Here is a 20,532-nt window from a genome sequence, read left to right on the forward strand (position 1 = left end):
GGCCGAGCCCGGTGCAGTACCGGCACCGCGCCCGGTCGAGCCCCGACCGTGGGCACCGCGGCGTGGCCCCCTGGCGGTCCGGGTACCGCCCATGCCCTGGTCGAGGTCCGGCTCGTAAGGCTCTGGCCGAGCCCATGAGGGTCGCACCGGCACCACGCCCCGGTCGAGGCCCGCATCGCCGCACCGCCGTGTCACCGCCGCAGCCGCCCGTCCCCCATCGACAGCACCCGGTCCGCCCGGCCCAGCAGCCCTCGGTCGTGCGTCACCAGCACCGTCGCCGTGCCGTGCGTCCGCGTCACCTCGGCCAGCAGCTCCATCACCCGCTCGCCGCGCTCGTGATCCAGCGCCGACGTCGGCTCGTCCACCAGCAGCACGGACGGGCCGCCGAACAGCGCGCGGGCGATGTTCACGCGCTGCCGCTCGCCCCCGGACAACTGGTGCGGACGACGGCGCCGCTTCGCCCCGTCCAGCCCGACCGACTCCAGCAGCTCCGCCGCCCTGGCCCGCGCGGCCCGCACCGTGCCGCCCCGCAGGTGCGCCACCGCCAGCAGCTGCTCCTCCGCCGTCAGCGACGGCAGCAGGTTGGACTGCTGGAAGACGATGCCGATCCGTTCGCGGCGCAGCGCCGTGCGCTCCCCGCCGGTCATCCGCGAGGTGTCCTGCCCCGCCACGACCACCCGCCCCGCATCCGGGCGCAGCAGCGTCGCCGCCACCGCCAGCAGGCTCGACTTCCCGGAGCCCGAGGGGCCCACGACGGCCACCAGCTCGCCGGGGGACACGGCCAGGGACACCCCGTCCAGCGCGGTGAGCCTGCGGTCGCCGTCCGGGTAGGTGAGGCCGACGCCTTCCAGCGACAGGGCGGTCGTCGTAGTGGCTTTCGCGGTCGTTGCGTTCATCGGTTGGCTCCCAGGGCGGTCAGCGGATCCACGGACGTGATGCGGCGCACGGCGAGCGCGGAGCCGGCCAGGCCCAGCAGCACCATCGCCGCCACCGGCACGGCCACCGTGGCCGCGCCCAGCTCGAAGGGCACCGCCGAGGCCGCCAGCGCCCCGCCCGCCGCCCCGACCCCCGCCCCCAGCGCGGCCCCGGCGGCCAGCACCGCCGCCGCCTGCCCGAGGGCGTCCCGCACCAGGTAGCCGCTGCTCGCGCCCAGCGCCTTGAGCACCGCCACCTCGGGCTGCCGCTGCACCGTCCAGACCGTGAAGAAGGCCCCCACCACCAGCGCGCTCACCACGAACAGGAACCCCTGGAGCAGCCGGAGCGTGCCGTGCTCGGCGGCGTAGCCGTCGATGCCGTCCAGCGCGTCCGCGAGCCCGACGGCCTTCGTGGTCCGCGCCGCCGTCCCCGAGGGGCCGCCCCCGCCGGTCACGGCGAGCGCGGTCGGCTGCCGCTGGTGGACGGCCTCCGCCCAGGAGGCGAGCGTCGTCCACACGGCGGGCGCGTGCCCGTGGCCGCGGTCGGCGGTGATGCCCGAGACGGTCAGCTCCCGGGTGCCGAGGGTGACCCGGTCCCCGATCCGCAGCGCCTTCTCGCGGGCGGTCCGGCGGCCCACGGCGACCTGCCCGTCGTCCGGCGCCGACCCGGTGACCAGCGGGGGCCGCAGCCGCCCGGCGCTGCCGAAGACGCTCACGGAGAAGGCCGCACCGTGGGCCGTCAGCCGCGTCATCGCCACGCCCAGCGGCTCGGCGGACCGCACCCCCGGCGCCCCGCGCCAGGCGGCGATCTGCCGCTCGTCCAGCGTGCTGTTCGAGAACGACACCTCCGGCTCCGCCCCCGCGGGCGCCCCGAACACGATCCGGTCCGCGGGCAGTCCGGCCACGGCCGACGACGCCTCCCGGCCCAGACCGTCGGTCAGGCCGTAGAGGAAGACCACGAGCGTGGTGACGAGCGCGACGACCGTGCCCATGAGGGCGAAACGCCCTCGGGCGAAGCGGATGTCGCGGAGCGCGACGAACAAGACGGACCCTCCCGGGAAGCTCTGGCGGTGGACCCCTCCACGGTCGCGTGCGGACGCGCGCCCGCCATCGGGGCAAGGAGCGGTTCCCGGCCCGTACGTCCGGTGCACCCCGAAATCAATCGAACGGTTGATGGCCCTCGTGGCCGGGGCCCCGCCCACCGGCCCGTACGCTCGATGGGGTGAGACCCGCGAGCCCTCCCGACGCCGCCGGCACGACCGCCCTGCCCGTGCGCGCCGGATCCGACGTGCCCTCGCTGCGGCTCGTCCGCATCGCACTGCACGTCGCCTTCTACGCGCTGCTCGGCATCGCCCTCGTCCCCGCCCTGGCCGGCGCGGGCAGCGGCGCGGCCGCCGCGGGCCTCCTGCTGCCCGCGCTCGCGCTCGGCGCGGCCTACGCGCTCGGCGTCGTCCGGCGCAGCCCGCGGCCCGGGCTCTGGCTCGCCGCCGTCACCGGCCTGTGGCTGGTGCTGCTGGCCATGGACCGCGGCTTCAGCTACCTCGCCTTCCCGCTCTTCTTCCTCTTCCTGCACGCCATGCCGGTGCGCCGGTCCCATCCCGCCATCGCCGCGGCCACCGCCGCCGTGGTGGCCGCGCAGGCCGCCGGGCCCGGCGGCCTCACCGCCGCCAAGGTCGTCGGCCCGGTCGCCGGGGCGGCGGTCGCGATCCTCACCGGCTACGGATACGCCGCGCTCTACAAGGAGAGCCGCCGGCGCCAGCAGCTCATCGACGACCTCGTACGCACCCGGGACGAACTCGCCGCCGCCCAGCGCGAGGCCGGCCGGCTCGCCGAGCGCCAGCGGCTGGCCCGCGAGATCCACGACACCCTGGCCCAGGGCCTGTCCAGCATCGTCCTGCTCGCCCGCGCCGCCGAGACCGCCGACCCCTCGGCCGCGCCCGGGCGCCTGCGCGAGATCGGCCGGACCGCGGCCGACAACCTCGCCGAGGCCCGCCGCTTCGTCCGGGCCCTCACCCCGCCCGCCCTGGAGGACGCGCCCCTGCCCGAGGCGCTGCGCAGGGTCACCTCCCGCACGGTCCCCGGCGCCGCCTTCCGCCTCGACGGCGAGCCCTGCCCGCTCCCCGTGGAGACCGAGGTCGCCCTGCTCCGCCTCACCCAGGAGGCGCTCGCCAACGTCGCCCGGCACGCCCGGGCCGACCACGCCGCCGTGACCCTCGCCTACCTCGACGACCAGGTCACCCTGGACATCTACGACGACGGCGTCGGCTTCGCCCCGGCCGCCGGCCCCGCCCCCGGCCGCCGCACCTTCGGCCTGCACGGCATGCGCGAGCGCATCGCCGAACTCGGCGGCACCTTCACGGTCGAGTCCGCCCCCGGCGAGGGCACGGCCGTGGCGGCCGTCGTGCCGCTGCGCCCGGCGCCCGCGGACGTCCGGGCGAAGGCGGGCGCGGCATGAATCCGTTGATCGGCATGAATCCGGTGATCAGGGTCCTCCTCGTGGACGACCATCCCGTTGTGCGGCGCGGGCTGCGCGCCATGGTCGACGACCTGCCCGACCTGGAGGCCGTCGGCGAGGCCGCCGACGGCGCCGAGGCCCTGCGGCTGCTCGCCGAGGGGGTGCGCCCGGACGTCGTCCTCATGGACCTCCAGATGGGCACCGGCATGCACGGCGTGGAGGCCACCCGGCGCATCACCGCGCTGCCGTCCCCGCCCGCCGTGCTGATCCTCACCACCTACAGCACCGACGCCGACATCCTCGCCGCCGTCGAGGCCGGGGCCACCGGCTACCTCCTCAAGGACGCCCCGCCCGAGGACGTCGCCGCCGCCGTGCACGCCGCCGCCCGCGGCGAGACCGTCCTCGCCCCGCCCGTCGCCGCCCGCCTGCTGGGCCGGGTCCGGGCCGGAGGCCGGCCCGCGCTCTCCCCGCGCGAGACGGAGATCCTGGGGCTGGTGGCCGAGGGCCTGGCCAACCGGCAGATCTCCAAGCGGCTCTTCATCAGCGAGGCGACCGTCAAGACCCACCTCGTGCACATCTACGACAAGCTGGGCGTCGACAGCCGCACGGCGGCGGTCGCGGCGGGCCTGGCGGCGGGGCTGATCCGGGCGGTGTGACGGGGCGGCTGGCGCGGGTGCGAGAATCGCTTCGTTTAGAACAAAGCAACACGACGCAGGGAGCACCGCACATGGCACCGGCCGTCCCCACGACGATGGACCGACCGCACTTCATCGGCATCGGCGGCGCCGGCATGTCGGGCATCGCGAAGATCCTCGCCCAGCGCGGCGCGGCCGTCGCCGGCAGCGACGCCAAGGACTCCGCCACCGCCGCGGCCCTGCGCGAGCTGGGCGTCACGGTGCACATCGGCCATGCCGCCGACCACCTGGCGGCCGACGCCACCTGCGTCGTCGTCTCCAGCGCCATCCGCGCCGACAACCCCGAGCTGGCCGCCGCCGCCGAGCGCGGCGTCCCCGTCGTCCACCGCTCGGACGCCCTGGCCCGCCTGATGGACGGGCTGCGCCCGATCGCCGTTGCGGGCACCCACGGCAAGACGACCACGACGTCGATGCTCGCCGTCTCCCTGGACGCCCTGGGCCTGGACCCGTCGTACGCCATCGGCGGCGACCTGAACGGCCCCGGCACCAACGCCCGGCACGGCTCCGGCGAGATCTTCGTCGCCGAGGCGGACGAGAGCGACCGCAGCTTCCACAAGTACGCGCCCGAGGTCGCGATCGTCCTCAACGTGGAGCTGGACCACCACGCGAACTACGCGTCGATGGACGAGATCTACGAGTCCTTCGAGACGTTCGTCGGCCGTGTCCGCCCCGGCGGCACGCTGGTCGTCTCCGCCGACCAGGAGGGCGCCCGCGAGCTCACGGAGCGAGTCGCCGAAAACGCAGCCCGCAACGACATCGAGATCGTCACCTACGGCACGGCCGAGGACGCCGACGTGCGCGTCCTGAAGGTCACCCCGCGCGGCCTGTCCAGCGAGGTCACCATCCTGCTGAACGGCAAGATGCTCACCTTCGCCGTCTCCGTGCCCGGCAGCCACTACGCGCACAACGCCGTCGCCGCCCTCGCCGCGGGCGTGGCCCTCGGCATCCCGGCGCACAACCTCGCCTCCGCGCTCGGCAAGTTCACCGGCGTGGGCCGCCGCCTCCAGCTCAAGGGCGAGGCGAACGGCGTGCAGGTCATCGACTCCTACGCGCACCACCCCACCGAGATGACCGCCGACCTGGAGGCCATCCGGGGTGCCGCGGCCGGCTCCCGGGTCCTCGTGGTCTTCCAGCCGCACCTCTTCAGCCGCACCCAGGAACTCGGCACGGAGATGGGCCGGTCCCTGGCCCTCGCCGACGCCTCGGTGGTCCTCGACATCTACCCGGCCCGCGAGGACCCGATCCCGGGCATCACCAGCACCCTGATCATCGACGCGGCGCAGGCCGCGGGCGCCGACGTGCGCGCCGAGCACGACATGGCCGCGATCCCGGACGTGATCGCGGGAATGGCCCGGCCCGGCGATCTCGTTCTGACCATGGGCGCGGGCGACGTCACGGACCTCGGCCCGAAGATCCTGGCCCGCCTGGAGGGCTGACCGACACACCGCGGAGGGCGCACGACATGGCGTACGAGGTCGAGAAGACGGACGAGCAGTGGCGCGCGGAGCTGACCCCGGCGGAGTACCAGGTGCTCCGCCGGGCGGGCACCGAGCCCGCCTTCCGCGGTGAGTACACCGACACCAGGACGGCGGGCGTCTACGCCTGCCGGGCCTGCGGGGCGGAGCTGTTCCGGTCCACCGAGAAGTTCGAGAGCCACTGCGGCTGGCCGAGCTTCTACGACCCGAAGGACTCCGCGGCCGTCGAGCTGATCGAGGACCGCTCCCACGGCATGGTCCGCACCGAGGTGCGCTGTGCGCGCTGCGGCTCGCACCTCGGCCACGTCTTCGAGGGCGAGGGCTACCCCACCCCCACCGATCAGCGCTACTGCATCAACTCCATCTCGCTGCGGCTGCACCCCGGGGCGGGCTGACCGCGGTGCGGGCGGGCGCGACGAACTCCGGCTCCCCGGGCGGCGCGCCCGGGGAGACACCGAGGGCCGCCAGCCACCCGCCGGGCAGCCGGTAGGCCCGGAACGCCCCGGGGGTGTAGGGCGTCCGGGCCGCCGTGGGCACGGCACCGCCCCGGCAGCGGAAGCCGACCCGGCCCATCCCCGCCCCCAGGCCGTGGCCGGTCAGCTTCACGGCGGCCTCCTTCAGCGTCCACAGCGCGGCGCGGCGCTCGGCGTCGTACGGCGGCGCGGGCAGTTCGCCACGCTCGACCGCGGTCAGGAACGCGTGCACCGGCAGCCGCGCCGCGCGGGCCGCCCGCTCCACGTCCACGCCGACCCGCCCGCCGGGGGCCAGGGCCGCCGCGGCGTACGGGCCGCTGTGCGCGAGGCTCACCGAGAACTCCGGGTGCGAGACGACGAGCGGCCTGCCCCGCCCGTCGTGCCCGATCGCCACCTCGGTCCACGGCACGCCCGCCCGGCGGGCCACCCCGTACCGGGCGAGCCACTGCGCCAGCAGGGACCGGGTGCGGTCGCCGGGCAGGCGGTGGCGCAGCACCCGGGCGCGCTCGGCCGGGTCCAGCAGCCCGAGCACGGTGCGGGCCGCGTCCTCGGCGCCGGGGTCGTGCAGCGTGCACACCAGCAGCGCCGCGCTCATGCCGGGCCGTCGAGCCGGGCCAGCCCGTGAAAGCACCGGTCGGCGTAGACGACGGGCTCGCCGTCCGCCGAGGCGGCATGGCGGACCAGCCCGACGAGGATCGTGTGGTCGCCCGCGTCGTGCCGTTCCCACAGCCGGCAGTCCACCGTGGACAGCGCGCCCGCCACGGCGGGCAGGCCGTGCGGGGTCGCGGTGAACCCGCCGCTGCCGAACTTGTCGGCGCCGCGGGTGGCGAACCGCCGGGCCAGGGCGGTGTGCCCGGCGCCGAGCACGCTCACCGCGAACCGCTCTGCGGTCAGGAACACGGCCCGGCAGCTCGCCGATTTGGCCAGGCACACCAGTACCAGCGGCGGGTCGAGGGAGACGGAGCAGAAGGAGCTGGCGGTGAAGCCGTGCGGGCCGCCGTGTTCGTCGAGGGTGGTGACGACAGTGACGCCGGAGGCGAAGCGGGCCATTGCATCGGTGAAGCCCGGCGGCGCTGCGGCCAGGACGGGCGGGATCGGGGAAGCCATCGGTCCTCCAGGAGCCGCGGTCGGGGGCAGGTGGTCAGGGCAGCAGGACGGCTTGGCCCGCGTAGCCGAGACCGGCGCCGAAGCCCATGAGCAGCGCGGTCCGGCCGCTGTACGCGGGGTTCTCCTCCAGCAGCCGGGCCAGGGCGAGCGGGACGGACGCCGCCGAGGTGTTGCCGGCCTCCGTGACGTCGTCGGCGATCCGCACCCCGGGGCCGACGCCCAGCCGCTTGGCGACGGTCTCGATCATCCGCAGATTGGCCTGGTGGGGGACGAAGACCTCCAGCTGATCCAGCGTCAGGCCCGCGAGGTCCAGCGCCCGCCGGGCGGCCGGCGGCACGGTCTCCACGGCCCACCGGAAGATCCGGCGGCCGTCCATGACCATGTGCGGGCGTTCGGTGCCGCCCTGCTCCGCGTCCCAGGCGCCCTCGGCGTCGTGGACCATCCGCACCGCCGCGGCGGACGCGCTGTCCCCGCCGCGCACCGTCGGCCCGATGGCGGGCCTGGCCGAGGGGCCGACGACGACGGCACCGGCCCCGTCCGCGAACAGGAACGCGGTGCCGCGCTCGTTGGGCGAGACCAGGTCAGTCATCCGCTCCACGCCGACGACCAGGACGTGTTCCGCCTCGCCCGAGGCGACCATCTCCGAGGCCAGCCCCAGGCCGTGGCAGAAGCCCGCGCAGGCCGAGGCCAGGTCGAAGCCGCCCGCCCGGCCGGCGCCCAGCTCCCGGGCGGTGCGCAGGGCCAGCGGCGTCACCTCCACCGGGCTGGACGTGCTGGCCGTCAGCACGCAGTCGACGTCCGCGGCGTCGAGGCCGGCGGCGGCCAGCGCCTTGCCCGCCGCGGCCGCCGCCATCGCCGTCAGGGTCTCGTCCGGTGCGGCGAAGCACCGGGTGCGGATCCCGGTGCGCGTGACGATCCACTCGTCGCTGCTGTCGATGCGCGCGCAGATCTCGGAGTTGGTCACGACGCGCCGCGGCCGGTAGGCGCCGACGCCCCGGATCCGGCTGTACCGGCGGGAGCCCGCCGCAATATGTGTCGCCATGTGCTGCTCTCCTCTCCAAAGCCGGACCGAGAATCTCCGACACCGCTAAAAACCGGATCGAAGGACGGCAGCCGAACGGTATTTCCGTGAATTGAGCGCCGTTTTAGCGCGGCTTGAGGAGACGGCGCGACATTCACGAGGAAGAGAGGAAGAACGGTCCCGGCGGCGCACGGCGCCGATCGGCATCACACCGGGGGAGAGACGATGGGACACCGCGCATTCCCGCTCCACGGCCCGACGCGGGCGGCAACCGAACCGGAGCGCACCGGGGAGACGGGGGCGGCCGAACGGCCGCCGTCCGCACCGCGGTTCTCCGACCTGGGGGCGGGCGCCCTCGCGGTCCACGAGATCGTGTCACTGGTCCTGGGGGGTGTCCCGACCCGGCCCGCCGCGGGCAGCTGACCTGCCCGCGGCCCGCTCAGCGCGCGTCGACGATGCGGCGCAGCGAGGCGACGAACTGCTCCCGCTCGGCGGGCTCCAGCGGTTCGAGGATCTCGTCGTTGGCCTGCTGCACGACGTCGTCGAGGTGCTTGAGCAGCGCCCGGCCCTCCGGGGTGAGGCTGACGAGGTTGCGGCGCCGGTTGGTGGGGTCCTTGCTGCGTGTGGCCAGCCCGCGCTCGCCCATGTCGTTGAGCAGGCTGACCAGATCGCTCTCGTCGATCTTGGTGCGCCGACTGACCTCGGCCTGCACCAGGCCGTTCTCGTCGCTGAGGCAGCTGAGAGCGAGGTAGTGGTGGCGGCTGAGGCCCTCGCCGGCCAGCCGCTCGCCGAGCAACCGCCAGCCGCGCCGGGCCGCCTCGCCCAGCAGCCAGCTCGGCAGGGAGTGGAGCGTTTCCGAATGTGACGGACCGTTCAAGGAGCAACCCCATCGACATGCGTCCGGGATCCTGGCGCCCGGAGCACGGGATCCACTGTTGACCTCACCAATATTGGTTCATCCTACAGGCCGGGGTGTGCCGGGGCGGCTCCCCGGCCGGGGTCACCGGAGGTCGTCCCGGTCGACTTTGCGGCGCAGGGTCAACAGCCGTCCGTCCCGTCGCACGAGCACCTCCCGCGCCACGGCGCACGGGCCGAGCCGCGCCGGTCCGCCGCGCGGGGTGTCGATCAACAGGACGTAGTAGAGCGAGTGGACGAGGCCGTCGTCGCCGGTTTCGACCACGAGGTTGGTGATGGCGTGCCGGCGCATGCTGTCGGCCCGGATCAGCTCGTCCGCCAGGACGTTGGTGCGGGCGCGCTCGTAGATGGCGTCCCGACCCACGGCGGGCCCGCTCTTGGAGTTCACCCAGTACTCGCCGTCCTCGGTGAAGGAGTCCGCCCAGGCGCGCAGGGCCGTGTCGTCGTAGAGGCCCTCGTCGAGCAGGTGGAGCTGGCGGGAGTGGAACTGGAGCACCTCGTCGTACAGGTCCCGCTGGGTGGCGGCGCGCTCGGCCACGGTCTCTCTCCTTCGGTCGGGGAAAGGGAAAACGGAAAGGGGAAACAGGGGAATCGGCGGGTTCAGGCGACCGGCGGCACCGGCATCCTGACGCGCCCGGCGTCGCCGCCGAGCAGCGCGTCGCGGACGGTCGCCGCGGCTTCGTGCGGCGCCCCGGGCGGCACGGCACCGGCCGCCGAGAGCCGGGCGTACTGCTCGTCGGTCAGCTCGACGTCCAGCGAACCCAGGTAGTCGCCGAGCTGGACCGCCGTGCGCGGGCCGGTGACCGGCACCAGGGCCGTCGTCCGCCCGGCGGCGCTCCGGCGCAGCCAGGCCATGGCCACCCGGGCCGCTGGAACGCCCAATTCCGAGGCGGTCTCCAGTACGGCGTCCAGCACCGCGGTCGTCCGCGCGTCGTCCTCCCGGTGCAGGGCACGGCCCCGCCGGGTGCCCGATGCGGCGGCCCCGCTGCGGTACTTGCCCGTCAGCAGGCCGCCGCCCAGCGGCGACCAGACGGCGACGCCCAGGCCCAGCGCCTCGGCCATGGGCAGCAGCTCCCGGTCCGCGTCCCGGGCCACCAGGCTGTACTCGACCTGGATGCCCACCAGCGGCAGCGCGTACCGCAGCTCGGCGAGCGTCACGGCCCGCGAGGTGCGCCAGGCGGGGAAGTTGGACAGGCCGCAGTACAGCACCTTCCCGGCCCGGACCAGGTCGTCCAGGGCACGCAGGATCTCCTCCATAGGCGTCACGGCGTCCGGCATGTGCACCCAGTACAGGTCCACGTGGTCCGTGTTCAGCCGGCGCAGGCTGGCCTCGAGCGACCGGGCCAGGTTCTTCCTGCTGTTGCCCGCGACGGGCACGGCCGGATCCGACGGTGGCCCCAGGCCGTACTTGGAGGCGAGGACGAAGTCGTCGCGCCGGCCCGCCAGCAGCCGGCCGGTCACGATCTCCGACTCGCCGTTCCGGTAGGCGTCGGCCGTGTCCACGAAGGTGCCGCCCGCCGCCGCGAACCGCTCGAAGATGCGGCGGGCCTCGGCCGGATCCGTGCCGCCCTCCGCGGTCGCGCCGAAGGTCCCGGCGCCCAGTGCGTACTCGGAGACCAGCAGGCCCGAGCAGCGCCCGAAAGTCGTGTACCGCACACATCGTCCCCTCGACCGGTTTCCGCATGCCGGGTGAAACCGTAGGAGCGGCTCCTAGAAATTCGCTGGAAGCCCGTCTACCGCCGGAATTTGAGCGCGCTTTTAGGCCGCTGGGCCACCTTTCCCGTGACAGCTCGCACAAGGAGCACAAGGACCATAAGGACGCAAAGGGAGAGGCAATGGAGCAGCAGGCATTCACGCTCGAGGATCTGCGGGCGGCGGTCGAGCAGGGCCTCGGCCGCGAGGCGGCGAGCCGGCTGGAGGAGGCGGAGCTGGACGCGGAGTTCGCCGAGCTGGGGTTCGACTCCCTGGCCGTCTACGAGACCGTGACGGTCATTCAGGAGCGGACAGGCGTGGCCATCCCGGACGAGGACATCGACGCCATGACCACGCCGCGCACGCTGCTGGCCGGTGTCGAGAGCCGGCTGAGGGCGGCGGCATGAGGCACTCCGCCGACGTCGCCGCGGCCGCGCGGGACGCCTTCGACCTGGTCGCCGACGCCGAGCGGTGGCCCGTCGTCTTCGGACCGACCGTCCACGTGGAGTACCTGGACGAGCGCGGGCCCGGCGGTCAGGAGCGGTTCCGGATCTGGGCGCTGACCAACGGCGTCGTCAGCGACTGGGTGTCGCGGCGCACGGTCGACACCGCTGCCCTGCGCATCCGCTTCGAACAGGAGCGCAGCCGGCCGCCGGTGGCCTCCATGGGCGGCGAGTGGGCCTTCGCGCCGCTCGGGCCCCGGCACACCCGGATCGACCTGGACCACCACTTCACGGCCGTGGACGGCGCCGCCGACGCCGTCCGGTGGATCGAGACCGCCCTCGACGCCAACAGCCGCGCCGAACTGGGCGCGCTGGCCGGGCTGCTGGACTCCGGCCACCGCCCCGCCGGCCTCGCCGCCGTCTTCGAGGACTCCGTGGACGTCCCCGGCCCGCCCGAGGACGCGTACGCGTTCATCCGCGACGCCGGGCGCTGGCCGGAGCTGCTGCCACATGTGGCCTCGCTGACCCTCGCCGAGGAGGCGGGCGTCCAGCGCATGACCATGCACACCGCCGCGCCCGACGGCACCACCCACCGCACCGAGTCGGTGCGCGTCTGCCTGCCGGACGGGCCCGTGGCCCGCATCGCCTACAAGCAGACGACACTGCCTGCGGGGCTGCTGGGCCACAGCGGGACCTGGCTGTTCCGGGCCGTGCCCGGGGGCTGCCGGGTGACCTCGCGGCACCGGGTGCTGCTGGACCCGGCGGCCCCGCCCGGCGGCCGCCCGCTGCCCGCGGCCCACGCCCTGGTGCGCGAGACGCTCGGCGCGAACAGCCGGACGACGCTGCGGCACGCCGCGGCGGCCGTGGCCGCCGGGGCCCGGGGCGCGCGATGAGGCCCGCACCCGGCCCGGCGCCGCACCGCACAGCGGAGCCCCGCCTGACCGAACTCGCCGACGGCGTCTTCGCCTACATCCAGCCGGACGGCGGGTGGTGCCTCAACAACGCGGGGGTGCTGCTCGGAGCCGACGCCACGCTCCTCGTCGACACCGTGGCCACCCGGGCGCGCGCCGAGCGGCTGCGCGACACCGTGGCGGCCCGCGGCGGCGGGCCGGTGCGCATCGTCGTCAACACCCACCACCACGGCGACCACCACTTCGGCAACGCGGTCTTCGCCCCGCAGGCCATGGTGATCGCCCACGAGCTGGCCCGCGCCGAGATGGCCGAGGCCGGCATGGGACTGAAGACGCTGTGGCCGGACGTCGCCTGGGGAGACACGCCCCTGGTCCTGCCATCGGTGACGTTCCGGGACGCGCTGACCCTGCGGCACGGCGCCGAGAGGGTGGTGGAGCTGCTGCACGTCGGCCCCGCCCACACCACCAACGACACCGTGGTCTGGCTGCCGCACGAGCGGGTGCTGTTCGCCGGCGACGTGATCATGCCGGGGGTCACCCCGTACGTGCAGATGGGCTCCGTCTCCGGGAGCCTGCGGGCGCTGGAGCGGTTGCGCGGGCTGGCCCCGGCGGTGGTCGTCGGCGGGCACGGCGAACCGGGCGGCCCCGACGTGATCGACGAGTGCGAGCGCTATCTGCGGTACGTGCGCGAGCTGGCCCGGCAGGGCCTGCGGGCCGGGCTGTCGCCGCTGGAGGCGGCGCGGGAGCTGGGGCCCGGCGAGTTCGCCGGACTCCTCGACCCGGAGCGGCTGGTGGGCAATCTCCACCGGGCGTACGCGGAGGAGGCCGGGCTGCCCGAGGGGGCGCCGCTGGACGTGGTGGCCGTCTTCGGGGAGATCGTCGAGTACAACGGCGGCAGTCTGCCGGCCTGCCTGGCCTGACACGCCGGAGGGCCGAGGGGTGCTTCCCCGATCCCGCCCCTTCCCGCTGTATCCGATATGCGGCTCCGCCGCAGGGCGGGGGCTCTGCCCCCGGACCCCCGGTCCTCAAACTCCCCCAGCTACCTCCCCCAGCTACCGCTGGGGGTGCCCCCAGGAGGTGCCCCCGGACGGGCTGAAATTCAGCCCGTCCGGCGTTTGAGGCTGCGCTCGATTTGCGGCTCCGCCGCGCGGCCGCGCGCAGCGCGGTCCCGGGGTCTGGGGCGAAGCCCCCCACGCGGCGGAGCCGCACATCGATACAGCCGGGAAGGGGCGGGGTGGGGGAAAACCCCCGCCCACCGGCCCTCCGGTGTGTCACTCCGCGGCCGCCGGGGCCACCTCGGCCGCGAGGATGCGCAGGGTGCGCTCGGCCAGCTCGACCGGCAGGGTGCCGGTGTTGACCGAGAGGCTGACCGACAGGTTCGGGCCGAACCACTCGCGGATGGCCGCGAGCTGCTCGCGGACCCGCTCAGGGCTGCCCACCAGCACCTTGTTGTCGCGCACGGACGCGTCGAAGGACTGCGCCGCCACGGCCTGCACCAGCCGCTCGTAGCCGGGGTAGGAGGTGCTGCGCGTACGGCCCCAGGCGCCGACCGCCTCGGCCAGTTTCTCCCGGTAGTTGGCCTCGAACTCCGCGCCCATCCGCAGCGCCTCGGCATCGGTCGGCGCCACGTAGCAGGAGTAGCTGAGCTGGACGCGCTCCGCGCCCGCGGGATGCCCCGCCCCGGCCCACGCCGCGCGGTACGCCCCCAGCATCTCCCGGGCCCGCTCCAGTGACCCGATCGAGGGGACGAGCTGCAGGTTGTGGCCGTTCCGCCCGGCCGCCTCGCAGGACTCCGGGCTGAGCGCCGTGGCCACGAACACCGGCGGGTGCGGCTGCTGGTACGGACGCGGCATGAGCGTCACCGGCCCGAAGCGGTGGAAGTCGCCTTCCCACGTCAGGCTCTCCTCCGTCCACAGCGCGCGCACCGCCGCCAGGCCCTCGTCGAAGCGGGCCCTGCTCTCGTCGATCGGCACCCCGAACGCCTCGAACTCGTCCGGCAGGAACGCCCGCCCGAAGCCGGCGTCGAGCCTGCCCTGCGAGATGTTGTCGAGCATCGCCAGCTTCCCGGCCAGCTTCACCGGGTGGGTGAACGCGGGGAGCACGGCGCCCGTCACCAGGCGGATGCGGCTGGTGCGCGCCGCGACGGCGGCGAGAAAGGTGACCGGGTCCGGGCTGTAGCCGCCGTAGCCGAAGAAGTAGTGCTCGACCGTCTTGATGTGCTCGAAACCCAGCCGCTCGGCCAGCTCGGCGAGCCGGAGGTTCTCCGCGTAATACTGCGAGGCGGCCTTCTCCTTCGGCCCCACGGTCGGAAAGAAGTTGACGCCGAATTTCATGGACTTACCACCCTCGTTGTCCCGTCATCTGCTGCCCGGAGCATCGCGGGGCCGCCTAGAAATCCGCTCACGAGCCTCTGGAAGCCCGCCCGGTGGCGGTCACGGTCCGTTTTCTAGGGGCCTTTGAGACGTGCTCGTCAGTATCGGCCTCGCAACTGCGCCGGAATCGTTGCCGAGAAAGCCGAGAAAGCCGAGAAACGAGGACCGCGAATGCGGACGACACCGCGAGGTGAGAAGTGAAACGCGTTGCCATTACCGGGATGGGGGTGCTCGCGCCGGGCGGGCAGGGCGTCAAGCAGTTCTGGGACCTGCTCTCCGGCGGACGGACCGCCACCCGGCGCATCACCTTCTTCGACCCGGCCCCCTTCCGCTCGCGGATGGCCGCCGAGATCGACTTCGACCCCGCCGCCCACGGGCTGACCCCGCGCGAGATCCGCCGCATGGACCGCGCGGCCCAGTTCGCCGTGGTCGCGGCCAGGGAGGCGATCGCCGACAGCGGCCTGGACTTCGCGGCGGCCGACCCGCACCGCACGGGGGTGACCATCGGCACCGCCGTCGGCGCCACGACCAGCCTGGAGCGGGAGTACCGGGTGCTCTCCGACAACGGCCGCGCCTGGACCGTGGACGACGCCTACCGCTCCCCCCACCTCTACGACTGGTTCGTGCCCAGCTCCCTGGCCGCCGAGGTCGCCCGCGAGGTGGGGGCGGAGGGCCCCGTCGCGGTCGCCTCCTCGGGCTGCACCTCGGGCCTCGACTCCGTCGGCCACGCCGCCCAGCTGATCCGGGAGGGCAGCGCCGACGTGATGATCGCCGGCGCCTCCGACGCCCCCATCTCCCCGATCGCGGTGGCCTGCTTCGACGCCATCAAGGCCACCAGCCCGCGCAACGACGACCCCGAGCATGCCTCCCGGCCCTTCGACCGCACCCGGGACGGCTTCGTCATCGCCGAGGGTGCGGCCGTGTTCGTCCTGGAGGAGCTGGGGCACGCCCGGCGCCGCGGCGCCACGGTCCGCGCCGAGATCACGGGCTTCGCCTCCCGCGCCAACGCCCACCACATGACCGGACTCCGGCCGGACGGCCAGGAGATGGCCGCGGCCATCGGCGCGGCGCTGGCGGAGTCCCGGCTCCCCGCGACCGCCGTCGACTACGTCAACGCGCATGGCTCGGGCACCGTGCAGAACGACCGGCACGAGACCGCGGCGTTCAAGCGCGCCCTCGGCGACCACGCCCGCCGCACCCCCGTCAGCTCCATCAAGTCGATGATCGGGCACTCGCTCGGCGCCATCGGCTCCCTCGAGATCGCGGCCTGCGTCCTGGCCATCGAGAACGACGTGGTGCCGCCCACCGCCAACCTGCACGAGAAGGACCCGGCCTGCGACCTGGACTACGTGCCGCTCGAGGCCCGGGAGCACCCGGTGACCACGGCGCTCACCGTGGGCAGCGGCTTCGGCGGCTTCCAGAGCGCCATGGTGCTCGCCGCACCCCGGGGAGGCGGCGCGCGATGACGACGGCGACCCGTACCCGCACCGCGGTGATCACCGGCATCGGCGTGGCCGCCCCCAACGGCCTCGGCACCGAGGCATATTGGCAGGCCGCGCTGGCGGGCCGCTCCGGCATCGCCCCCCTGACGCGCTTCGACCCCTCGGCCTACCCGGTGCGGCTGGCCGGCCAGGTCGCCGGGTTCGAGGCCGAGGAGCACCTGCCCGGCAGGCTCCTGCCGCAGACCGACCGGGTGACCCGGCTGGCCCTGGTGGCCGCCCAGGAAGCGCTCGCCGACTGCGGCACCGACCCGGGCCTGCTGCCCGAGTACGGCGCCGGAGTGGTCACCTCCAATGCCTCCGGCGGCTTCGAGTTCACCCACCGGGAGGTCGACAAGCTCTACAACAAGGGCCCCGAGCACGTCAGCGTCTACGAGTCGTTCGCCTGGTTCTACGCGGTGAACACCGGACAGATCTCCATCCGCCACGGCTTGAAGGGCCCCAGCGGGGTGCTCGTCGCCGACCAGGCCGGCGGCCTGGACGCGATCGGGCACGCCCGCCGTACCCTGAGGCTGGGCACCGGGCTGATGGTCACCGGCGGCGTGGAGTCGTCCTTCGACCCGTGGGGCTGGGTGAACCACATCGCCGCCGGCGACCTCAGCCGGGAACCCGACCCGCACCGCGCCTACCTGCCGTTCGACCGCTCGGCGGGCGGCTGCGTACCGGGCGAGGGCGGCGCCGTGCTGATCATGGAGGAGGCCGGGGCCGCGTACCGCCGCGGCGGCTACCGCGTCTACGGCGAGATCGCCGGTTACGCGGCCACCTTCGACCCCGCACCGGGCACCGGCCGCCCGCCCGGACTGCGCAGGGCAGCCGAACTCGCCCTGCACGACGCGGGGCTGGCGCCCGGCGACATCGACGTGGTGTTCGCCGACGCGGCGGGCACCCCGGCGGCCGACCGCGCCGAGGCCGAGGCCCTCCGCGCCCTCTTCGGCCCCTGCGGCGTGCCCGTGACCGCCCCCAAGGCACTGACCGGCCGCCTGCTGTCCGGCGGCCCGCCCCTCGATGTCGTCACCGCACTGCTGGCGATCCGCGACGGCGTGGTCCCGGCCACCGCGGGCGTCCGCGACGTACCCGGGGAGTACGGCATCGATCTGGTCACGGGGGCACCCCGGGAGATCGCGGTCCGCGCCGCCCTGGTGCTGGCCCGCGGCCGCGGCGGCTTCAACGCCGCCGTGGTGGTGCGCGCCCCCGTCGGCCCGGACGCCCGCCGCACCCCACCCGCACCCGACCGTCTCCGCGACGGCACCGCCCCGAACCCGAAGGAGTGACCCACATGCCCACGATGACCCTGGAGGACCTGCTCCTCGTCCTGGCCCAGTGCGCGGGGGAGGACGAGTCCGTCGACCTGAGCGGCGACGTCGCCGACGTCCCGTTCGCGGAACTGGGCTACGACTCGCTGGCCCTCCTCGAGACCGCGGCCCGGATCGGCCAGGAGTACGGCGTGCGGATACCCGACGACCGGCTGGGCGAACTGCACAGTCCGCGCGCCCTGCTGGACGAGGTCAACGATCCGGCCCCGGCCGTCTGACGCCCGGGGGAGAGGAGGCAGGACATGGCACGGCAACCACGCCGCACCGCGCTGGTCACCGGCGCGAGCAGCGGAATCGGCCTCGCGACCGCCGAGGCCCTGGCGGCCTCGGGACACGCCGTCTTCCTCTGCTCCCGCCGCGGGACCGCGGTGAAGGAGACCGTGGACCGGCTCCGTGAGCAGGGCGCCGAGGCGGACGGCACCGCCTGCGACGTCACCGACACCGACCGGGTCCGCGCCTGGGTGAGCGCAGCCGTCGACTGCTACGGACCGGTCGACGTCCTGGTCAACAACGCCGGCCGCAGCGGCGGTGGCGTCACGGCGCAGCTCACCGACGAGCTGTGGCGGGACACCCTCGCCACCAACCTCGACGGCGTCTTCAAGGTCACCCGGGCGGTGCTGAACGAAGGGGGCATGCTGGCACGGGGTCGCGGCCGCATCGTCAACATCGCCTCCACCGGGGGCAAGCAGGGCGTGGTCCTCGGCGCCCCGTACTCCGCCGCCAAGCACGGCGTCGTCGGCTTCACCAAGGCCCTGGGCCTGGAGCTGGCCAGGACCGGCATCACCGTCAACGCCGTCTGCCCCGGCTTCGTGGACACCCCGCTGGCCGACGGCGTGGTCGAGGAGTACGGCCGCATCTGGGGCGTGGGCCCCGAGGAGGCCAGGGCCCGCCTCACGGCCAGGATCCCGCTGGGCCGCTACACGCGCCCCGACGAGGTGGCGGGCATGGTCGGCTACCTGGTCTCGGACGCCGCGGCCGCCGTCACCGCACAGGCGATCAACGTCTGCGGCGGGCTCGGAAACTACTGATGGACACCCCGGACGGCGACGCGGCCCCCCGCCGCGTCGTCCTGCTGCTGCCCGGCCAGGGATCACAGCACCGGGGCATGGCCGTGCAGTTGTACGGCCATGCCCCGGTGCTGACCGCGGTGCTCGACGAGTTCTTCGCCCTGATGGGGCCGGAGGGGAGGCGGCTGCGGAGCGACTGGCTCGACCCCGGGCCCGCCGCGCGGCTCGACGACGGCTTGCACGCCCAGCCGATGCTGTTCGCCCTGGACTACGCCGTCGGCCGGGAGCTGGAGAGCCGCGGACTGCGCCCCTCGGTGCTGCTCGGGCACAGCGTGGGGGAGCTGGCCGCCGCCGCGCTGGCGGGCGTCCTGAGCCTCCCGGCGGCGGTCCGCGTTCTGCGCCGCCGTGGGCGGCTGCTCGGGGCCATGCCTCCCGGCGGCATGCTCGCCGTGGCGGCCCGGCCCGCCGACCTCGAGGGTCGGCTGCGCCCCCGCGACCTCGCCGACGGAGTCGCGGTGGGCGCTCACAACGCCCCGGCGCAGACCGTGCTCGCCGGGCCGGAGCCCGCCCTGAGCCGGGTCGAACAGGCCCTGCGGGCCGATGGCCTGACGGTCCGCAGGGTGCCCGCGCACCAGCCCTTCCACAGCCCCGCCGCCGCCCCGGCGGCGCGTCGGCTCGCGGCGGCCTTCGCCGCCGAGGAGCTGCGCCCGCCCGCCGTGCCGGTCCTGTCCACGCGCACCGCCCGCCGCGTCACTCCCGCAGAGGCCGTCGATCCGGCGTTCTGGGCGGGTCAACTGGCTTCGCCCGTACGGTTCTGGCCGGCGCTGTGCGCTCTGCTCGGCGAGGGCGGGTACACGCTCGTGGAGAGCGGGCCGGGGCAGGTGCTGTCGGTCGCGGCCCGCGGCCACGCCGCCGTGCGCGCCGGGCGCAGCACCGTCGTGCCGATGCTGCCCGTGCCGGGCGGTGACGGCCTGCGGGTGTGGCGCGCGGGCCTGGCCGAACTGCACGGGCAGCACCTGCTGGCGGGCTTTGAGGGCGCTTCTAGCGCCCCGCGCAAGAGTGATGCCGAACCGGCGGGCACTGTCTGCCGGTCCAGTGGCAGCACCTGCCGCACCCATGGCAGTACGAGCCCCGCCGGCGGCATTTCCCGCCGGTTCCCACAACCCGGAGGACACCCCATGCCCACAGCCGCATCCGGCGAACTCCACGCCGAAGTGCTGCAGTTCTACGCTGCCCAGATCCACCTGCTCGACGATGTGAAGGCCCACGAGTTCGCCGGGACCTTCACCGACGACGGGGAGTTCTCCCACAACCCGAGCGAGCCCACGATGCACGGCCGCGCCGCGATCGTGGAGGGCGTCCTGGGCTTCAACAAGCGCTTCGAGAACGACCCGGTGCAGCGTCGGCACTGGTTCGACATGGTGCACATCCAGCCGGAGTCCGACGGCGTCGTACGGTCCACGTTCTACGCGCTGGTCATCACCACCAGGCCCGGCGGCACCCCGGTCATCGGCCCCAGCTGCGTCGTGCACGACACCCTGGTGCGCGGTGCCGACGGCCGCCTGCTGACCCGGTCCCGCAAGGTGGGCCACGACGAGATCCGCTGAGACGGCAGAGAGGCGTCACCCGTGACCACCACCACCCCCTCCGGCGTGCAGTTCACCGGAGCCGCCCCCGCCTCCGGTGAACTGCGCGCCGAAATCGAGCAGTTCTACGCCCGGCAGGCCATGCTCCTCGACACCGGTCTGCACGACCGCGAGGCGCTGCGCCGCTGGACCGAGACGTTCACCGAGGACGGCAGCTTCTGGATCAGCTTCCTGGACCGGCCCGTCGAGGGCCGCCCGGGGATCCTCGGGGCCATCCTCCGCAGCACCTCGCACATCCGGCCCGAACGCATCGTCCGGCGCCACTGGTTCGCCATGCTGTCCGTCGCCCCGCGCGGCGACGGCACGATCGCCACGCGGTACTACGCCCTGGTCTTCGCGACCCCGCCGGGCGGTGCGCCGGCGGTCGACGCCTGCACCGTGACCGAGGACGTGCTGGTCCGCCGGGACGGGGAGCTGCTGACCCGGTCGCGGGCGATCCACCGGGACGACTTCCGCTGAGCCCGGCCCCGTACGGCAACGGCCCCTGGGAATCCCCCGTATCCCAGGGGCCGTTGCGCGCCCGCTTCTGTTAGTCTGGGATTCCCAACGTTGACTTTACCCATAATCATTGTCTCCTCCCTCCTACGGATGAGG

23 protein-coding genes are annotated in these 20,532 nt (G+C 74.5%); 14 read left to right on the forward strand and 9 right to left on the reverse strand.

The window, feature by feature from the left end; genetic code table 11:
* Window positions 1–191 precede the first annotated feature (191 nt).
* Window positions 192–896, reverse strand: a complete 705-nt coding sequence (locus AC1Z4A_RS25770; RefSeq protein WP_483682243.1) for an ABC transporter ATP-binding protein — start codon at window positions 894–896, stop codon at window positions 192–194.
* A complete protein-coding gene (locus AC1Z4A_RS25775; RefSeq protein WP_483682244.1) occupies window positions 893–1,957 on the reverse strand; it encodes an FtsX-like permease family protein in 1,065 nt (354 codons plus the stop codon). The genes AC1Z4A_RS25770 and AC1Z4A_RS25775 overlap by 4 nt, the downstream gene beginning before the upstream one ends.
* 179 nt (window positions 1,958–2,136) lie before the next feature.
* Here AC1Z4A_RS25775 and AC1Z4A_RS25780 point away from each other — a divergent pair, with 179 nt between their 5' ends.
* The 4 genes from AC1Z4A_RS25780 to msrB all read left to right on the forward strand — a co-directional run bounded on the left by AC1Z4A_RS25780 (window position 2,137) and on the right by msrB (window position 5,934).
* A complete protein-coding gene (locus AC1Z4A_RS25780; protein ID WP_483682245.1) occupies window positions 2,137–3,369 on the forward strand; it encodes a sensor histidine kinase in 1,233 nt (410 codons plus the stop codon).
* Between the two features lie 14 nt (window positions 3,370–3,383).
* Window positions 3,384–4,025, forward strand: a complete 642-nt coding sequence (locus AC1Z4A_RS25785; protein WP_483683727.1) for a response regulator — start codon at window positions 3,384–3,386, stop codon at window positions 4,023–4,025.
* A 71-nt stretch (window positions 4,026–4,096) separates the two neighbouring features.
* Window positions 4,097–5,500, forward strand: a complete 1,404-nt coding sequence (gene murC / locus AC1Z4A_RS25790) for a UDP-N-acetylmuramate--L-alanine ligase (RefSeq protein WP_483682246.1) — start codon at window positions 4,097–4,099, stop codon at window positions 5,498–5,500.
* A gap of 26 nt (window positions 5,501–5,526) precedes the next feature.
* Complete coding sequence (msrB, locus tag AC1Z4A_RS25795) at window positions 5,527–5,934, forward strand: peptide-methionine (R)-S-oxide reductase MsrB (protein ID WP_483682247.1); 408 nt, start codon at window positions 5,527–5,529, stop codon at window positions 5,932–5,934.
* Here msrB and AC1Z4A_RS25800 read toward each other — a convergent pair.
* The 3 genes from AC1Z4A_RS25800 to AC1Z4A_RS25810 are packed head-to-tail and all read right to left on the reverse strand — an operon-like array spanning window position 5,894 to window position 8,161.
* Window positions 5,894–6,607: a 4'-phosphopantetheinyl transferase family protein gene (locus tag AC1Z4A_RS25800; RefSeq protein WP_483682248.1), complete on the reverse strand. Its 714-nt coding sequence runs from the start codon at window positions 6,605–6,607 to the stop codon at window positions 5,894–5,896. The genes msrB and AC1Z4A_RS25800 overlap by 41 nt on opposite strands.
* Window positions 6,604–7,119, reverse strand: a complete 516-nt coding sequence (locus AC1Z4A_RS25805; protein ID WP_483682249.1) for a flavin reductase family protein — start codon at window positions 7,117–7,119, stop codon at window positions 6,604–6,606. Before AC1Z4A_RS25805 ends, AC1Z4A_RS25800 begins: the two co-directional genes overlap by 4 nt.
* Window positions 7,120–7,153: 34 nt before the next feature.
* Window positions 7,154–8,161, reverse strand: a complete 1,008-nt coding sequence (locus AC1Z4A_RS25810; protein ID WP_483682250.1) for a beta-ketoacyl-ACP synthase 3 — start codon at window positions 8,159–8,161, stop codon at window positions 7,154–7,156.
* Window positions 8,162–8,365: 204 nt separating this feature from the next.
* Here AC1Z4A_RS25810 and AC1Z4A_RS25815 point away from each other — a divergent pair, with 204 nt between their 5' ends.
* On the forward strand, window positions 8,366–8,563 hold the full coding sequence (locus AC1Z4A_RS25815; protein ID WP_483682251.1) for a hypothetical protein: 198 nt from the start codon (window positions 8,366–8,368) through the stop codon (window positions 8,561–8,563).
* A 16-nt stretch (window positions 8,564–8,579) separates the two neighbouring features.
* On the opposite strand, the gene AC1Z4A_RS25820 is transcribed toward AC1Z4A_RS25815, so the two are convergent.
* The 3 genes from AC1Z4A_RS25820 to AC1Z4A_RS25830 all read right to left on the reverse strand — a co-directional run bounded on the left by AC1Z4A_RS25820 (window position 8,580) and on the right by AC1Z4A_RS25830 (window position 10,711).
* Complete coding sequence (locus tag AC1Z4A_RS25820; RefSeq protein WP_483682252.1) at window positions 8,580–9,017, reverse strand: MarR family winged helix-turn-helix transcriptional regulator; 438 nt, start codon at window positions 9,015–9,017, stop codon at window positions 8,580–8,582.
* A 123-nt stretch (window positions 9,018–9,140) separates the two neighbouring features.
* The gene (locus tag AC1Z4A_RS25825) at window positions 9,141–9,593 is read right to left on the reverse strand and encodes a nuclear transport factor 2 family protein (protein WP_483682253.1); all 453 of its coding nucleotides are present in this window, start codon (window positions 9,591–9,593) and stop codon (window positions 9,141–9,143) included.
* Window positions 9,594–9,655: 62 nt separating this feature from the next.
* On the reverse strand, window positions 9,656–10,711 hold the full coding sequence (locus AC1Z4A_RS25830) for an aldo/keto reductase (protein ID WP_483682254.1): 1,056 nt from the start codon (window positions 10,709–10,711) through the stop codon (window positions 9,656–9,658).
* Between the two features lie 179 nt (window positions 10,712–10,890).
* Between AC1Z4A_RS25830 and AC1Z4A_RS25835 the strand changes: the two genes are divergently transcribed.
* The 3 genes from AC1Z4A_RS25835 to AC1Z4A_RS25845 are packed head-to-tail and all read left to right on the forward strand — an operon-like array spanning window position 10,891 to window position 13,021.
* Window positions 10,891–11,154, forward strand: a complete 264-nt coding sequence (locus AC1Z4A_RS25835) for an acyl carrier protein (protein ID WP_483682255.1) — start codon at window positions 10,891–10,893, stop codon at window positions 11,152–11,154.
* Window positions 11,151–12,083, forward strand: coding sequence for an aromatase/cyclase (locus AC1Z4A_RS25840; protein WP_483682256.1), 933 nt, complete (start codon window positions 11,151–11,153; stop codon window positions 12,081–12,083). The genes AC1Z4A_RS25835 and AC1Z4A_RS25840 overlap by 4 nt, the downstream gene beginning before the upstream one ends.
* A complete protein-coding gene (locus AC1Z4A_RS25845) occupies window positions 12,080–13,021 on the forward strand; it encodes an MBL fold metallo-hydrolase (protein ID WP_483682257.1) in 942 nt (313 codons plus the stop codon). Before AC1Z4A_RS25840 ends, AC1Z4A_RS25845 begins: the two co-directional genes overlap by 4 nt.
* A gap of 351 nt (window positions 13,022–13,372) precedes the next feature.
* On the opposite strand, the gene AC1Z4A_RS25850 is transcribed toward AC1Z4A_RS25845, so the two are convergent.
* Window positions 13,373–14,434 (reverse strand): LLM class flavin-dependent oxidoreductase, encoded by a 1,062-nt coding sequence (locus tag AC1Z4A_RS25850; RefSeq protein WP_483682258.1) that lies wholly within the window; start codon window positions 14,432–14,434, stop codon window positions 13,373–13,375.
* 236 nt (window positions 14,435–14,670) lie between these two features.
* Between AC1Z4A_RS25850 and AC1Z4A_RS25855 the strand changes: the two genes are divergently transcribed.
* From AC1Z4A_RS25855 to AC1Z4A_RS25880, 6 genes are read left to right on the forward strand one after another with little or no spacing between them, the layout of a single operon-like run.
* Window positions 14,671–15,939 carry a beta-ketoacyl-[acyl-carrier-protein] synthase family protein gene (locus AC1Z4A_RS25855; protein WP_483682259.1) on the forward strand — a complete coding sequence of 423 codons (1,269 nt, stop codon included), beginning with the start codon at window positions 14,671–14,673 and terminating at the stop codon, window positions 15,937–15,939.
* Window positions 15,936–17,243, forward strand: coding sequence for a ketosynthase chain-length factor (locus AC1Z4A_RS25860; protein WP_483682260.1), 1,308 nt, complete (start codon window positions 15,936–15,938; stop codon window positions 17,241–17,243). The genes AC1Z4A_RS25855 and AC1Z4A_RS25860 overlap by 4 nt, the downstream gene beginning before the upstream one ends.
* A gap of 5 nt (window positions 17,244–17,248) precedes the next feature.
* Complete coding sequence (locus AC1Z4A_RS25865; RefSeq protein WP_483682261.1) at window positions 17,249–17,503, forward strand: acyl carrier protein; 255 nt, start codon at window positions 17,249–17,251, stop codon at window positions 17,501–17,503.
* Between the two features lie 24 nt (window positions 17,504–17,527).
* Window positions 17,528–18,313 (forward strand): 3-oxoacyl-ACP reductase FabG, encoded by a 786-nt coding sequence (gene fabG, locus AC1Z4A_RS25870; protein ID WP_483682262.1) that lies wholly within the window; start codon window positions 17,528–17,530, stop codon window positions 18,311–18,313.
* On the forward strand, window positions 18,313–19,899 hold the full coding sequence (locus AC1Z4A_RS25875; RefSeq protein WP_483682263.1) for a nuclear transport factor 2 family protein: 1,587 nt from the start codon (window positions 18,313–18,315) through the stop codon (window positions 19,897–19,899). The genes fabG and AC1Z4A_RS25875 overlap by 1 nt, the downstream gene beginning before the upstream one ends.
* Window positions 19,900–19,920: 21 nt before the next feature.
* Window positions 19,921–20,397, forward strand: a complete 477-nt coding sequence (locus AC1Z4A_RS25880; RefSeq protein WP_483682264.1) for a nuclear transport factor 2 family protein — start codon at window positions 19,921–19,923, stop codon at window positions 20,395–20,397.
* Window positions 20,398–20,532 lie beyond the last annotated feature (135 nt).

The organism is Streptomyces sp. 17_S59, from assembly GCF_056930295.1.